General features: G+C 34.9%; 14 protein-coding genes and 3 pseudogenes. 11 read left to right on the top strand and 6 right to left on the bottom strand.

Features of this window, described 5'->3' with window-relative positions; genetic code table 11:
• Window positions 1-216: 216 nt before the first annotated feature.
• Window positions 217-558: an ATPase gene (locus BMZ04_RS03900; protein WP_093265665.1), complete on the bottom strand. Its 342-nt coding sequence runs from the start codon at window positions 556-558 to the stop codon at window positions 217-219.
• Between the two features lie 269 nt (window positions 559-827).
• Between BMZ04_RS03900 and BMZ04_RS03895 the strand changes: the two are divergent.
• The 3 pseudogenes from BMZ04_RS03895 to BMZ04_RS03885 all read left to right on the top strand — a co-directional run bounded on the left by BMZ04_RS03895 (window position 828) and on the right by BMZ04_RS03885 (window position 2,483).
• Window positions 828-1,364 (top strand): annotated as a pseudogene (locus BMZ04_RS03895) (sigma-70 family RNA polymerase sigma factor).
• Window positions 1,365-1,394: 30 nt separating this feature from the next.
• A pseudogene (locus tag BMZ04_RS03890) lies at window positions 1,395-1,765 on the top strand (PadR family transcriptional regulator).
• 39 nt (window positions 1,766-1,804) lie between these two features.
• A pseudogene (locus BMZ04_RS03885) lies at window positions 1,805-2,483 on the top strand (FtsW/RodA/SpoVE family cell cycle protein).
• Between the two features lie 84 nt (window positions 2,484-2,567).
• Here BMZ04_RS03885 and BMZ04_RS03880 read toward each other — a convergent pair.
• From BMZ04_RS03880 to BMZ04_RS03865, 4 genes are all read right to left on the bottom strand, one after another.
• The gene (locus tag BMZ04_RS03880; protein WP_093265663.1) at window positions 2,568-2,984 is read right to left on the bottom strand and encodes a hypothetical protein; all 417 of its coding nucleotides are present in this window, start codon (window positions 2,982-2,984) and stop codon (window positions 2,568-2,570) included.
• Window positions 2,985-3,609: 625 nt separating this feature from the next.
• Complete coding sequence (locus BMZ04_RS03875) at window positions 3,610-5,124, bottom strand: LysM peptidoglycan-binding domain-containing protein (protein WP_255367791.1); 1,515 nt, start codon at window positions 5,122-5,124, stop codon at window positions 3,610-3,612.
• 173 nt (window positions 5,125-5,297) lie between these two features.
• On the bottom strand, window positions 5,298-5,555 hold the full coding sequence (locus BMZ04_RS03870) for a hypothetical protein (RefSeq protein ID WP_093265661.1): 258 nt from the start codon (window positions 5,553-5,555) through the stop codon (window positions 5,298-5,300).
• A 136-nt stretch (window positions 5,556-5,691) separates the two neighbouring features.
• Window positions 5,692-6,633: a bile acid:sodium symporter family protein gene (locus tag BMZ04_RS03865; RefSeq protein WP_093265659.1), complete on the bottom strand. Its 942-nt coding sequence runs from the start codon at window positions 6,631-6,633 to the stop codon at window positions 5,692-5,694.
• A 144-nt stretch (window positions 6,634-6,777) separates the two neighbouring features.
• Between BMZ04_RS03865 and BMZ04_RS03860 the strand changes: the two genes are divergently transcribed.
• The 8 genes from BMZ04_RS03860 (at window position 6,778) to BMZ04_RS03825 (ending at window position 14,282) form a co-directional block, all read left to right on the top strand.
• Complete coding sequence (locus BMZ04_RS03860; protein ID WP_093265656.1) at window positions 6,778-7,587, top strand: class I SAM-dependent methyltransferase; 810 nt, start codon at window positions 6,778-6,780, stop codon at window positions 7,585-7,587.
• 178 nt (window positions 7,588-7,765) lie between these two features.
• Window positions 7,766-8,056, top strand: a complete 291-nt coding sequence (locus tag BMZ04_RS03855) for a hypothetical protein (protein WP_143128268.1) — start codon at window positions 7,766-7,768, stop codon at window positions 8,054-8,056.
• 25 nt (window positions 8,057-8,081) lie between these two features.
• A complete protein-coding gene (locus BMZ04_RS22220) occupies window positions 8,082-8,231 on the top strand; it encodes a hypothetical protein (RefSeq protein WP_177184319.1) in 150 nt (49 codons plus the stop codon).
• Window positions 8,232-8,407: 176 nt separating this feature from the next.
• Window positions 8,408-8,836, top strand: a complete 429-nt coding sequence (locus tag BMZ04_RS03850) for an NUDIX hydrolase (protein ID WP_093265651.1) — start codon at window positions 8,408-8,410, stop codon at window positions 8,834-8,836.
• 470 nt (window positions 8,837-9,306) lie between these two features.
• On the top strand, window positions 9,307-9,837 hold the full coding sequence (locus BMZ04_RS03840) for a D-glycero-alpha-D-manno-heptose-1,7-bisphosphate 7-phosphatase (protein ID WP_093265648.1): 531 nt from the start codon (window positions 9,307-9,309) through the stop codon (window positions 9,835-9,837).
• Window positions 9,838-9,908: 71 nt separating this feature from the next.
• Entirely contained in the window at window positions 9,909-11,381 is a 1,473-nt protein-coding gene (locus BMZ04_RS03835) for a protein adenylyltransferase SelO (RefSeq protein ID WP_093265645.1), read from the top strand.
• Window positions 11,382-11,561: 180 nt separating this feature from the next.
• Window positions 11,562-12,599, top strand: coding sequence for a serine hydrolase domain-containing protein (locus BMZ04_RS03830; RefSeq protein WP_093265643.1), 1,038 nt, complete (start codon window positions 11,562-11,564; stop codon window positions 12,597-12,599).
• A 447-nt stretch (window positions 12,600-13,046) separates the two neighbouring features.
• Window positions 13,047-14,282: a sensor histidine kinase gene (locus BMZ04_RS03825; protein ID WP_093265640.1), complete on the top strand. Its 1,236-nt coding sequence runs from the start codon at window positions 13,047-13,049 to the stop codon at window positions 14,280-14,282.
• Window positions 14,283-14,380: 98 nt separating this feature from the next.
• On the opposite strand, the gene BMZ04_RS03820 is transcribed toward BMZ04_RS03825, so the two are convergent.
• The gene (locus tag BMZ04_RS03820; protein ID WP_093265637.1) at window positions 14,381-14,971 is read right to left on the bottom strand and encodes a hypothetical protein; all 591 of its coding nucleotides are present in this window, start codon (window positions 14,969-14,971) and stop codon (window positions 14,381-14,383) included.
• Window positions 14,972-15,072: the final 101 nt, after the last annotated feature.

The raw sequence follows: 15,072 nt of genomic DNA, 5'->3' as shown, positions 1-15,072 counted from the left end.
AGGAAACGAACTCAAAGTGGATAAAAAAGATTAAGGAAGGCAATAAATTCCCTTAATCTTATTTTTTTGTCCAAATCCCGCAACAAGCTATTGTTTTGTCTAATTGGCCGAACAAAATATGACATAATAAAGGGGGCTGGCCCTCAGTCAATAATTTTATTGATTGAGGGCCAACCTTTTAAAACAGATATTAACTTGTAAGATCTTTTATAAAACCTAGAGAATCTGTACTAATTCTGAGTGTAAAACTCGTTGAGCAGTAATAATTACACCTGAAGCTGTTCTTCCGTAGACAGAAAACAATCCGCCGGTTTGATCAGGAACAATTTCAACTTCATATTGAGCCGCTCCTCCAAGTCCAAGGGTTAAAAAAGTAGAAGCATTAGCAGCTACGCTAAAGTTAGTAGAGGAAATTTGTCGTCGTGTCCCATTGAGTCTAAAAACTCTAACTACTCCGGTAAGTTGACGTCCAGTAATATTGAGGATTTTAACTCGAACATTAGTTGCATTAGCAGGTTGATTTCCCACGTTTTCAATTGGTCCAGTTGTAAAAGGCATTTAAATACACCTCCTTATAGTGAGAGATTTATAATCTGCAGATTATATATTCATTCTATTCAGTACTCTATTAATTCTCTAAGCGGATTAACTAATTCTCTAAAAGTAATCTAATAAATGTCCCTGTGTATGACACAGTTCAGAAGCAATTCTGAAACATTTTGGAATTGTGTCTTGCACAGGGAACCAATCAAATTATGGCATTGTTCTTAGAAGTCATTTGAAAATAATCAAACCTACCAGTAAGGAATCTCGTCTAATGAGGTAATGTGGAAGAAATGTTTGGGGAAGTATTTGAACTAGAAGATCAGGAAAAGCTAATGAATGAGATGATGAATAGATGATATGGGCAGGATCTATTAAAGCTTGTCTCTTCATATGTAAACAACAAAGAGGTTGCAGATGATTTAACCCAAGATATATTTGTAAAGCTTTATAAGTCGCTCCATACATTCAAATGTAAATCTAAGATAAAAACATGGTTGTGGCGAATTGCTATAAATCATTGCAAGGATTTCCTGAAAAGCTGGTATAACAAGCATGTGTTTATTTCCGAAGATACGCCGTACATAAAAGCAAAGAAAGAAATGGTCGAAGAGGTAGTTATTCAAAAAGAAGCCGTTGATCAATTAGTTTATGACTTAATGACATTACCTATAAAATACCGTGAAGTAATCTATCTCTTTTACTACGAGGAATTACTCATCAAGGAAATAGCAGTACTAACTGAAGTTAGTATTAACACAGTTAAAACAAGGCTCAGACGTGCCAAAGAACTGCTAGAAGAACGATTGGAGGAGCAGTAATGGAGGAGCGTTAAAAAAACTTGGAAAAAGATGGATAAAACAACATTTTCGGAATTTAATTTTATTGAGCAACATCGTAAAAAGATTCAAGAAAAAATGTGTGCAGAAGAAAATGAAGATACTATCTTTTTATCTGTCATGCAGCTGCTAGTACAAGAAAAAACAGGTTATGAATTGGTGAAATTCTTGAGAGGAAGAGGAATCCGTAAAATTGAGGAAAATGAATGGATCGTATATACGTTCTTGCATCAGATGGAACAGGATGGTTACATACATTCATGCTGGAACGACTCAAATATTAAACATTACCAACTAAACAATAAAGGAACAAAACTATACGAAAATGGGAAAAACAGTATACAACTAAACCATTTGCATTCAAAGCATTATTAGGGAGGTAAATTTGAGTAGAAAAAAGTAGTCAATCCTATTTAAATGAAGTGCAAAATCAAATCCGTTCAAAAGAGGCAAAGGAATTTGTTTCAGCTGAACTTGATTATCATATAACAGAAGTTAAAAACGATTGGATTGAAAAAGGGCTTAACGAAGTAGATGCAGAAGTAAAGGCAGTGGAGCAAATGGGAAGTCCTATAACACTTGGACAAAGTCTTAATAAGCTTTATCGGCCGAAAGTAAACTGGTTTACAGTTATATTACTAGTTATCGCATTGGGTTTAAGTTGATATTGCTCTTAAAAGATTAACTGTCAAAAGCGGGCTGGCTTGGGGACCCATTAGTGAATGAATCTTTTCCAGAGGCTCATACAAACTTTGTTTTTGCAAGTCTAACTTCCTACTTTGACTGGCTGTTTGCGATTGTACTTGTATTAATCCTTTACTTGTTTATCATTCGGATTATTATGATTGCTCGGAAAATACATTCTCCTTACGGGAAGCTTCTTCTTTTGGGTGCGGTTGCGCTTTTACTGTTCAGCTAGTTACCAATATCTTAATGACATTAGGCTTTTTTTCTATTATTTCTATGTCATTGCCATTTATCAGCTACGGATTGATGCCTACTTTGTTTAATGCCTTTTTAATTGGAATCGTGCTAAGTGTATATAGACGTAAAGACTTAGTTTCGAGTAGCTTTATAGCAAATGAAGTTCGTGTTAAATAATCTAGTGTTAAGGATAAAGGGAGCAGATGTTTTCCTTCGAGTTGCGTTTATGTATGTTGAGTTATAAGTCAATTTGATATTCAATTATGAACTGTTAGTGGAACTTACCTGAATTGTAAAAGCCTTTTGGTCTATGTGATACTTGATCATCATATCGTATAAAATCTGAGTTATTTCTTTTTGGTGATGTTCTGTAACTTCTCTTATATTATGTAATATGATGTCAAGCCTAATATCATCTGTAGTATATAACATGGCAGCAATCGAAAAGTCGTCGTATCCTGCTTTCTCCATACCGACTCCTACTTGCTCAAAGAACCCTCCCTCTGCGTAAAGATATTCTTGAAAATCATTCAAAGCCTTCTCTTCCTCTTTGGAAATTTGAAAAAGTTGTCCACTAGTTTCTCTTTCAACTCCAAAAGGCTGGGGATAGAAAAACAATACAAAGAGCATCAATACAAAAAATACTGCACCGCCAAAAAGATGCTTGCTTTTTCTCACATTTCTCCTCCTTAGATGTTATTCCAATCATATGTTTATATAGTTGAAATAATAACCTTCTAAAGCTTTTCCAACCTTTCGCAACATACTCGTTATTGCATGAAAATTAGGGAAAAATGCAGAAGTATTGTAAATCAAAGAAAGTATGAATTTTGGAAAAATGCCATATGTTATATTGCACTGAAAATTCTCATGAAGGGTGGGGTCCTGTCATACAAAGGATAAAATTTATGTTAAGGCAATTCTTAAGAGAGCCTTTATGGTTTAAAATACTAATCTGTACAACGTTGCTTATTTCGATTGTTTTTAGTAGTTCATTATTTTCAGATAATAGTTATTTTCAAATGTTTTCCAAAATTTCTGCGGCTATCTTTTTTTGTGCTTATGGTATTAAAATGAGGAGGAATCTCAGAAACTCTCTCTTTTTCTTTACTTTAGCAGGCATATGTATTTTTCTAGCCATTCTGTCAAGATATTAGCGAAGATTATATTTTAGGAGTGAATATTGAACAGGTGAGAGAGTTCGAAATCAATATAGAATATAAAAAAAACAACCTGAGTCCGTTTAAATAACGTACCTAGGTTGTATTTAGATCTCCAAGTTTTAAATTAGTTTCCTATCCAATTACTTATTAAAATGGTATACATCCCAAATATCAAGTGTTTCCGAACCAATATACCAAGCAGCAACACCGCCTAAATTAAATTGGTTTGCCAGGTCGATACGAAGTTTGATCGATTGTTTATCCTCCACCCAGATTTGGTGTTTCTCTCCGTTTGCTGTATATTCAACATAATTTTGCTGAGTTGTTGGATCCCAAACCTTTATTAGACCTTTGGAGGAGATGATTCTCTCCACCTCATCCATTGTGCGATCAATACTATTCACTTTTTTTGTTGTTAAATTAGTGACCCATTCTCTTGTATAGAACGGTACTGCTAAGACGATTTTATGAGATGGGACGTCCTTCATTAAAAGTTCAACACCTTCTTTAACCCATGGAATAGATGCGACAGATCCAGCTACCGGACTCCCTCCCCAATGTTCGTCATAGCCCATCATTACGATATAATCAGCAATCTTGCCTAACTCTTTACGATCAAGGCTTCCTGACCAAAAAGGATCGATGTTTTCACGAGTAACGTCAACAGATACTTTAATACCATGCGGCTGAAGTGCTTTTTTCAGTTCGGTGATGAAAAAAACGAAATCTTGCTTGTTTTTCGGGTCGATGTTTTCAAAGTCTACATTGATTCCGTCGCTTTTTGTTTGAATCAAAGAATTCTTTAGTGCCGATACTAATTTTTGACGATTTGCAGCATTATTTAATACTGTATCAGTCAAAACTGGGTCGAATTTATTCCCAAATAGTGGCCAAACCTTCTTGCCTTTACTATGTGCATCCTTTAGATATTTTGTATCGGATGTGATGGAAACAAAATTACCCGAATTGGTTAAAGTATACCAACGAGGTGATACAACATTTAAGTTCGAATGGTTCAATTGTCGGGCATAATTCTGAGAGCTCCCGTTATATTTCCAACCCATTACGATTCGTTCTTGTGACTTTAGTTGTAAAAGAGAACTCTTAACCCACCCTTTTTTACCGCCAAGCAACTGAAGTTGTACGTAATAGTCAGGAATTAATAATTTCTGTCCGACATCTAGGTATGAAGATCGTAAATTGTTTAATTTGATCATATCACTCATAGATACTCCGTATTTGTTGGAAATTTTCCATATAGTATCACCTTTAATAACAGTGTATACATTGGATTTTTGTGGAATTATTAATTGTTGTCCTATTCGGATTTCTGATGTAGTAAACTTGTTAGCTCTTTGAAGGTCACTCAGTGAGACACCATATTGGTTTGCAATTTTCCATAATGTATTTCCAGAAATCACAGTATGCATGATAAAGGTAGATGAGTCTCCTAAAACTTTAGATAGTACAGGGAATTCATCACTTTTCTTTAATGTTGTGATAACAGTTGAACCTTGTCTAGGTAAACTTAATACTTGAACGTTATCTATTTGAACGGTACCAACGGAAAGTGTATTACCGGCGGCTGTACTTTGTATAGGTCCAACGCTTAAAAATAAAGTAAATATAATAAAAATTGGAAGTATTTTTTCCACTTAACTCCATGCTCCTCTAGTTTGAAAGTAGTATTAGAACTCTACTATATTACTATGGAGTATGATTAATAGATACAGGTACTTTGTGGTAAGGAGACCAGTTAGAGTGTCTTCGTATAACATAGGAAGCTAATAACGGGTAATATTACAATATTGTGGTTATGAGAAGGTTTCTATAGCCAACTAGGATTACCCCTATTTATTTGCTTTTTAAGTCTTTCAAGTTCAATAGTCAGATAGTCAATCTGTTTCTGCATATCTTTATTGTCATTTTGTCCATGCCGTTCTTCTTCCACTTCAAGTGCAGAGGCAATTCTAGATATTACATTACCAAGTGTAGATAATAATTCACCCACGACAGCAAGTTCTGCTGCACGAATCACTGTATTTGAATCTTTATTATTTTGATTATTGCTTTCACTATCTTTCATTAATTAGGCAGCCTCCATTTAAAAAAATAAGATAACCCAACTTAATTGTATGCTTTTAAAGAAATGCTTATGTAAAAAGATACACAGACCAATTTTTGAAGTAGAGGAGATAAGCAATGTCTAAACTGGTAATTGTTTACTGGAAATTTCTAATTGGTTTTTGAATCACTTTACTAAATATTGCAGCAAGTACTTGTTGGAACAGCATTCCAAAAACTACAGGCATTGCGACTTTTGAAGGGAAATACGTCGTTGCCACAATAACACCAACAGCTATATTTCTCATTCCACCGATGAAAACAAATGATGTTAGAATACTGGAATCTTTCCAGATAAATCGGCCAAGCAGCATAGCAAAAATATAACCTGAGATAGAGAGAGAAAATACAACGAATATAACACCGATTAATTCCCAACTAATATCTTTTAGATAAGGTGCTACAGCACTACTATTAATCATTACCACCCCAAAAAGACTTAATTTTGAAAGCGGTGCTAAGTATTTCCCTAAATTTATTTGAATAGAACCTTTTGACACTTCATTAAGTATAACTCCAGCAATTGAAGGCAGTACAATCATCCACAATAAGTCGAAGATAAGTGATGTTGTATCAATAGTAATGCTTTCCCCTACAATTATTTGCAATAAAAAAGGCATAATTAGTGGTGATAATAATGTATCGATTAAAACAATCGATAAACTAAGTGGTACATGACCTTTACACATTTTGACCCAAATGACACTTGTTACTCCAGTTGGGACTGCAACTGAAATAACAAATCCAATCGTTAATAAATGATCATCAAAAATGATGATTGATAAGAAATAAGCCCAAATAGGCATTAGAATATGTAAAAATGCGATACTAACTAAAATTATTTTATGGTATTTGGTAAAAACCTTAATATCGTTAAGCTTCATACTCAGACTACTAGAAAAAGTCATGAACGCAAATAACCATGGTACTAAGAATAAAAGATGCTTACCCACATCTTCAAGTAATACACCCAGTACTAAACTTAAAGGAGTTAAAACAGCCATCCATCTTTGAATAAAGAAATTAAACTTTTGTAGCAAAGGGTCTTCCTACCTTCTAATAAATAGTGTGTATTTATTATACACCTGGAAAATTAATAATAGGGGTACTATTATACCGAAAAAGGGTTTTAAGCAGGGTGCGGTGAATAAATAGATTAATTCAAATAGATGGGGTGTTATTTTATGAGTAAGATAATAAGCTATTACGATCAATTCGATGAGTGGGGAAGGCTTGATAGAGAACCAATAGAATTCCAAGTAAATTGGCACTATATAAAGAAATATTTGCCCAAAATAGGACATGTGTTAGATAACGGAGCTGGACCTGGAAAATACTCAATGAGGCTCGCTAAAGAAGGATATCGGGTAACATTAACAGATTTAACTCCTAGATTAGTTGAAATTGCAAAAAATAAAGCAGAAGAACTTGGTTTAGAAGCACAATTTGAAGGTTTATATTCGGTAAATGCTAGAGAACTTAAAATGCTAGACGCTGAACAGTTCGATGCATCATTAATGCTTGGACCAATGTATCATTTACAAGAAGAAAAAGATCGTATAAAAGCAGTTCAAGAATTATATAGAGTTACTAAACAGAATGGGTTTGTTTTTGTTGCCTTTATGCCAAGAATTAGACATATCCTTACTTCACTTCTATCTCCTGAAAATTGGAAACCGAATAATAACATGGATACGATTGTTCAATTCTCTCAATCAGGTTGCTTTAACCATGCAGATGAAGGTCGTTTTACAGGAGCCTATTATTTTAATATAGAAGATATTAACCCTTTTATGGAAGCGCAAGGGTTTGAAAATATACAATTGATCGGTTCAAATGTAGGCACAATTTTAAACGGTGATAGTTGGAATTATTGGAAAGATCAAGGGGAGCGAGAGCTACAAAAAGTAATTGATTTAATTATTGAAAAAGGAACTGATCCATATATTCTTGGGATTTCTTCTCACTTGCTTTACATTGGAAGGAAAAAGTAAGAATAATAGTATTGAGTATTCTACTAACATCCGAGTAAATAACTTTATGAAAATTTATCTATTACTATCAATAGAGTATTTTTAGGAACAGGATTTTAGTGAGTGGATGGTGAATACTCAATAAATTGATAGAAATTTGGTAATTAATGAATACATATTTGCATCCAACTCAATATTATTGACTGAGGCTATTATTATGGGAATATTTTTTGAAAAAGTGGAAGGAAAGAAAAGTTCAAAACCGGTTTTTATTGTTAGAATCTTGCTATTTATTGTGATGATTTTCTGTTTGCTAATGGCAGTTATGAATGAATTAGATATTTTTTATATTAGAATTGTTTTGATTGCAGCAGGTGTGGGATCGTTAATGGGGGGAATTGAAAGTTACTTTCAAAAACTAGATAGAAAAGTCTATCTATCTGAATTTAGTATTGCGACTGTATGGTTACTGGTCTCGTTTTCATATTGAATGTTATATAGAAGGGGGAAGGGCTATGGGGTATATTGCATGGCTAGCATTTGCTGTTGCTGTTGGAGCGATGTTTGAAGCTAGCACGACAAGAAAAAAGCTAGAGAAAAGACTAAATGAATTAGAAGTTGAAGTAGAGCTACTAAAATATGATAAAAAACATAAAGAATTTTAGTGGGCATACGTAGATTACGTTATAAAGGATATATTTAAAAGTTTCCGAAGCCATTAAAACAGAACAAACAGGCCATCTTAAAGCTTTTTTCCATCAAGAGTAATTGAATACGCTTATAAATTGTAGAAATCATATCAAGTTAAATAGAGTTAATGCTGAAAGGAGGAAATAAAATAGTGAAAAGAGTAGACGTTGCATATGTCCTACTGTTTGATGAACTTGAACAGAATGTATTAATGGTAAGAAACATAGGCACCGGTCCCTCTTACTTTACGCTACCAGGAGGAGCAGTAGAAAAGGGCGAAACCCTTAAGGAGGCTGCTGTACGAGAAGTGAAAGAGGAAACGGGATTAGATGTACATGTTGATGGTGTTTTCTCTGTGGGTGAAGCATTTTTGGAAGAAAGGGGACATCACGTTATCTTCTTTACTTTTGTCGGAAAAATAATCGGTGGAGAAATTAACATATCATTTCCGGAAGAAATTGAGGAAGTGACTTGGATGGATCTAAAACATGCTGAAAAATATATACATATTTCAAGTGGATTTGAAGGGTTGATAATGGATAGAAATACGATTCCATATATTCTGAGAGAAAAGAGGTAGGCTTTTGATGACTGATATTCAAATGATAGAGTTAAACAGTGAATTATTAGAAGGTATTGGTAGCTACTGTCTTTGGGAGGAGAGGACTCGAAGATTTCAAGAACTAACAATCCTACGTTCTTTCAATGCCCATATGTAGAAGTTGCTACTGAAAGTATTATTGCTGGGGCTAATAAACTTGGCATTGAAGTTGAAATCATTGATTTAAAAAAACAGAGATGAATTACTGGAATTATCACCAACTCCATATGGAATATATTCTGTTGTTTATAAAGGGCAACTTATCTCATTTCATAGATTAACTGTCCATTCTGTCGTTAAAAGATTGAAAGAGCTGATGTAGTTAAGTATTATTATGCAGTATTTTATCGCTTCTATGGGGAACCTTAAGTCTAAAAGGATTGAGGGTGATATCTTATCCTTATCTCAGTGGCAGACACAAGGAACTATACTGGAAAGGCGTGAAGTAAATGAAAAAGGCGGTATTTTTAGATCGTGATGGAGTAATTAATGAGGTGCTAACGGATCGCGTTAAATTTGTGAACAAGCCGCATGAACTATATTTTTTACCGGGTGTGCCAGAAGCAGTAAAAAAATTAAATGCCTTTTTTGATTACATATTCGTTGTAACGAATCAAGGTGGAGTGGGACTCGGATTTATGAAGGAATCGCAGCTCCAAAAAATTCATGACCATATGATTGCTGAACTCAACAAAGAAGGAGCAATTATTCATGAGGCGGTTTATTGTCCACATAAACCCAAAGCCGGGTGTTCTTGCCGCAAGCCAAACAGCAAGTTAATCGTAGATCTCGGTAAAAAATACGATATTGATTTATCTCAGTCTTACATGGTCGGCGATACAGATACGGATATTATTGCAGGGAAAAAGGCAGGTACAAAAGGAGTATTTTTAGGTAAGAGTGACCCAATTGCAGATGCTGTATTTCCTGACCTGTTAAGTGCTGTTGACTGGATAATAGAAGATGCAACAAAAATGTAAGATTGATGATTATTTTCGCTAAAAGGGTATAATAAATGGATGATAAAAATGAATGAAGACAAGGAGACAAGATGACACAAAAAAACGAAACGATAGAAACAGGATGGAATTTCGATAATAGTTATGCTCGTCTGCCAGAGATATTTTTCACTAAACATGACCTAAACACCGTTCGCTCGCCGAAGTTAATAGTACTAAATGAACCGCTCGCCAAATCTCTGGGGCTGAACGCTGGGGCATTTAAAAGCGAAGAAGATTTAGCAACGCTTGCGGGTAACCGTGTTCCAGAAGGTGCTTCGCCGCTTGCTCAAGCTTATGCGGGACATCAGTTCGGACATTTTAATATGCTAGGTGATGGGCGGGCTATTCTGATTGGTGAGCAAATTACTCCTAACGATACGCGGGTCGATATTCAACTGAAAGGTTCAGGGAGGACGATTTATTCTCGGGGAGGAGATGGTCGTGCGGCAATTGGACCGATGCTTCGTGAGTACATTATGAGTGAAGCAATGCACGCACTAGGGATTCCTACTACACGTAGCCTAGCGGTAGTGACAACAGGTGAAACAATAGTTCGTGAAACGATTTTGCCAGGGGCCATTTTAACCCGAGTGGCTGCTAGTCATTTGCGTGTTGGTACTTTTCAATACGCTGCGAGATGGGGAGCGCAAGAGGATCTTCGTGCACTAGCTGATTATACATTGCAACGACATTTTCCGGAAGTTGATTCTGATTCGAATCGCTATCTTTCCTTGCTCCAAGAAGTGATTAAGCGGCAAGCGGAGCTGATTGCAAAGTGGCAACTTGTTGGTTTTATTCACGGGGTGATGAACACGGACAATATGGCCATTAGTGGAGAAACAATTGATTATGGCCCTTGTGCATTTATGGATGTGTATGACCCAAAAACGGTGTTTAGTTCCATTGATAAACAAGGACGATATGCCTATGGCAATCAACCGAATATTGGTGGGTGGAATTTAGCACGATTTGCCGAAAGCTTATTGCCAATAATTGATGAAAATCTGGAGGAATCGTATAAACTGGCAGAAAAAGCACTTCAAGCGTTTCCTGAATTGTATTACGCTAATTGGTTATCAGGGATGCGAGCTAAACTAGGATTATTTGATGAAGAGGCAGAGGATGAAGCTCTTATTGAGGAACTCCTCGGTATGATGCAAAAGTATCGTGTAGACTACACAAATACTTTCCGTGCACTTACTTTGGATAAACCGGGAGATATAGCTTTGTACGGCAAAAAAGAATTTGATCAATGGTATGAAAAATGGCAAGCAAGACTAAACAGACAGCAGGAATCAAAAGACGCCGCAAATCAATTGATGCGTAATAGTAATCCAGCGGTAATACCACGCAACCATCGTGTAGAAGAGGCATTAGGTGCAGCTGAGCAAGGAGATTTAACTGTAATGGAACAGCTTCTGAAGGCTCTTTCCAGTCCCTTTGCGTACACACTAGAACAAGAAGATTATACTACTTTACCTGCGCAATCTGATTGTAAGTATCAAACCTTTTGTGGAACATAACATGAGCTACCCTTATTTTCCATGTAAGAAACATCATAGCTCAATCGTTTAAAAATGAAGATAATGGTGTTAAACAATGAAGAATGCCTATATACAAAGGCATTCTTTTTTATGACTAAAAAAGAACGTACATTCCTATTTTTATGATATAATAATTGCAAAAATAATTGGAGGTTTCACATGAATCTGACTAATTTAGACATTAAAGGCCGTATGGAAGATTTTCAAGTTGCTGGTTTAAGCATTACTGTTATTGAAAAAGGTCAAATTAGTATGACAGAATGTTACGGTTTACTTGAAGCAGGAACCAGTAAGAATGTAGACAGTAATTCTATTTTTAGTGCAGCTTCAATTAGTAAATTTGTTACGTCCACTCTAGTGATGAAACTCTCTGAAAAGGGCATTCTTGATTTAGATGAAGATGTAAATAAGAAGCTTTACTCATGGAAGATATCAGAAAATGAATTAACAAAAAATAAAAAAGTTACATTACGAAATTTGCTAAGTCATCAATCAGGAATTCTAGATCCTGAGGGGAGTTTTGCGGAACTTTATTTAGGTCAGGAACATCCTTTTATGGTTGAACTTTTAGAAGGTAGAACATCGTATTGCTCACAACCTATTGAAGTGAGGTATGAACCAGAGAGCAGTTTTCATTATTCAGATGCAGGTTTTTGTATCATTCAACTATTAATTGAAGATGTTATTGGGTTACCTTTTAAACAAGTCGTGGACGAACATATATTTCAGCCATTAAACATGAAAAATAGCATATTAGCAACAACAATACCAGAAGAAAAAAGAGAATTATTTTCCTGTGGTCATAATAAAAATGGAAAGTCAATAGATGGAAAATATCCGATATATCCTTATCCAGCAGCTGCTGGATTATGGACAACACCGAAAGATTTAGCTATTTTGGTTATTGAATTAATGAATTCTTTAAAAGGTGAAAGTAGTATTGGACTTTCTGCTAGTAGTGCGCTTGAGATGATAAGCCCACAAGGTGGTAAAAAATGGACTGGGCTTGGTTTGTTTTTAGATGGATCAGTTCAAGAACTTGAAATTTCTTCACTTGGTTGGGGTGTAGGTTTCCAATGTATGATGGTAGCCTATCCTTATTTCGAAAAAGGTGTAGTCATTATGACAAATACAGACTTAGGAGTTCATCAATTGAAAGGAATTATAGGGGAAATATATAATTCTCTTACCATCTGAATTCCTGTAAAAACTAACTTCCCAAAAATGAGAAATACATAGTAATACACCGACATATCATGGTAAGGAAATCTGTTACAAATTTCTTTCATGAGTAACTTGGTTGCTTCCTTGACACATTTATTGTTCTTCGCCATTTTCCGATTTTTTTCTGTGAGATTTAACGAGGCAAGTGACTCCTGTATGAAAGCGAATAGAACAAGCGTTAAAGCCTAGCGGAACAATGATGATTGGTACTGATTGGTATTTAAACAGAATGTAAAATAGGGTTAAAACACTCATTTTTAATAATTCTAAATATGATATAATTTTTTCATAATTAGAGGGACATAGCATCTGGATTACTTAAATTTGATTATATCGAACGTGACTATTTACGTAGTAATAAGCAAAAAGAATCTTCCAGTTCCGGCAAACCTTTATGTGTAGAGGATAGGAGGATTATACATGTTAGAAATTTTTTTGGTCAACATTTTCTTTATCATTTTACCAGTATTGCTCCTTGTCGTTTTTTTTGAGAACACTGAGATGAAGTATCAGCGCATGATATTCATGATCTTTTCCACGATTTCTATGGTATTGTGTATGAATTATCCGTTTATACTGGAATCTGGGGTTATTTATGATTTACGATATACTCCATTTGTATTAATAGCTTTGTATGGGGGCTATAAAGGAGTATTTCCGCTATATATTCTATTAAATATCCAACGACTTATAATAGGTGAGGAAGGTTCATTTCAGTCGATTCTTTTTTCCACGGGAATTTTCATTCTGCTGCCACTTATGTCTAAGCGTTTTAAAGAATTCCAACCTGAGAAGCGGATTATGATAGGTGTTTATAGCACCGTAATAGTAGTGATTGTTTATTTTTTTACTTTATCCATATATTTGGAAAAGCTAACTGCTGAGTTTTGGACTCTTGCTTTTTATGCATTGATTATTCAGGCAAGTGTAATGTTGGTAAATTTAATATTGATTGAAAAAGTGATTTCCAATAATCAAAACAGAGAAAATAATATTTGGACAGAGCAACTTCATGTGATGGGTGAGCTTTCGGCAAGCGTTTCACATGAGTTACGCAATCCTTTAACCGTAGCGAAAGGATTTTTACAATTATTAGCTAATTCTAAAACTAGTACGAACGAGGAAAAGCTATATATCGAGCATTCTTTAAAAGAAGTGATGATAGCGGAAACAATCTTGAATGATTATTTGACGTTTGCCAAGCCGCAGTTAGAGCATATGGTCTACTCTGATTTAAAGCAAGAAATAGAGTATGTTCAAGATGTTTTGGTGCCAATTGCAGCTATGTATAATGTCGAAATACGTTGTCATTTCTCTAATTCACTGAAAAAAGAATATGATCAAAATCAGATGAAGCAATGTTTGCTTAATTTACTGAAAAACGCAATCACGTCTATGAAAAACGAAGGTGGAATTCTTTCTATTTCTGTTATGGAAGAAGAAAAGAATATCGTTATTCGAATAGAGGATACAGGAATTGGTATGACAAAAGAGGAGATTTATCAACTAGGAAAGCCTATTTATTCCTATCAAAAAGATGGAACTGGATTAGGTATGCTAATGGTATATGGTACGATTGTGAAACTAAATGGTAATATTGATGTACAAAGTAAAGTAGGAGAAGGAACAACTTTTACAATCATCATACCTACCTAAAGCTAACGATTTGTTGTTCATTGAAGAGGGGAAAGTAGAGAGAAATATTAGTATTTTAGTATGTTAAGAAGGATGTAGCTGTGTGCACATCCTTCTTTTTATTTTTTGGTTAGCACAGGGTGCTCCCAGTAAATATCGGCAACTGTGCTAAGATTGCCTACTTTAAAATGTTGGAAGTTTATCTTTTCTAATGTCTCTCTGCTCATTAGCACAATCATCACATCTCCAACTTCTACATTCCCGAATGGGTCCGTGAGTGGTGCTTGGACAATGAAGGTCGCCTGGTTTACATTTGGGTGAGATTTCATCGATTTCATATAGTCAAAAGCAGTGGTTAAGGAAGCGTGTTTGAGTGTTTTAGCCGATGAAACTTTTTTAGCGGAAATAATAACTTCCACAACACCACTTTCATATTCAGCAGATACCACCATATTTTCTTTTTCTTCCTTAGTTGAACCGAATCTTTTTTTGATTAAATGAGCTGCAATTATATCTGGTGTAGACTTATTCTCTACTATTTCTTTCATTACTGCTTCTTCCTGAAAAGCGGATGTAATCGCTTCTGCTCTTTCCTCTCTAGCTTGATCGCTATCATCAAATACATTTTCAATAATGCCTACCGCTAAAATAATGATTAATATAATGAACCACCATTGTTGATAAAAAGGATCCTTCGTATTTTCTGCCAAAGTAAATCTCCTTTCTTACTGGGACAAGTCTTTTATTCTATGCAAAGAGAAGAGAAAATATTTTTACTAAGTTTGTAACAAGTTATTACTGTGAGATTTTG

It is taken from the genome of Psychrobacillus sp. OK032 (assembly GCF_900111345.1).
GTDB lineage: Bacteria > Bacillota > Bacilli > Bacillales_A > Planococcaceae > Psychrobacillus.
Note: the sequence above shows the minus strand (reverse complement) of the source record. Positions and strands in the feature narration are given on the sequence as shown.

Coding starts and splice junctions, on each gene's coding strand:
- BMZ04_RS03900 (WP_093265665.1), bottom strand. CDS start 558: ATGCCTTTTACAACTGGACCAATTGAAAACGTGGGAAATCAACCTGCT.
- BMZ04_RS03870 (WP_093265661.1), bottom strand. CDS start 5,555: ATGAAAGATAGTGAAAGCAATAATCAAAATAATAAAGATTCAAATACA.
- BMZ04_RS03860 (WP_093265656.1), top strand. CDS start 6,778: ATGAGTAAGATAATAAGCTATTACGATCAATTCGATGAGTGGGGAAGG.
- BMZ04_RS22220 (WP_177184319.1), top strand. CDS start 8,082: ATGGGGTATATTGCATGGCTAGCATTTGCTGTTGCTGTTGGAGCGATG.
- BMZ04_RS03840 (WP_093265648.1), top strand. CDS start 9,307: ATGAAAAAGGCGGTATTTTTAGATCGTGATGGAGTAATTAATGAGGTG.
- BMZ04_RS03835 (WP_093265645.1), top strand. CDS start 9,909: ATGACACAAAAAAACGAAACGATAGAAACAGGATGGAATTTCGATAAT.
- BMZ04_RS03830 (WP_093265643.1), top strand. CDS start 11,562: ATGAATCTGACTAATTTAGACATTAAAGGCCGTATGGAAGATTTTCAA.
- BMZ04_RS03825 (WP_093265640.1), top strand. CDS start 13,047: ATGTTAGAAATTTTTTTGGTCAACATTTTCTTTATCATTTTACCAGTA.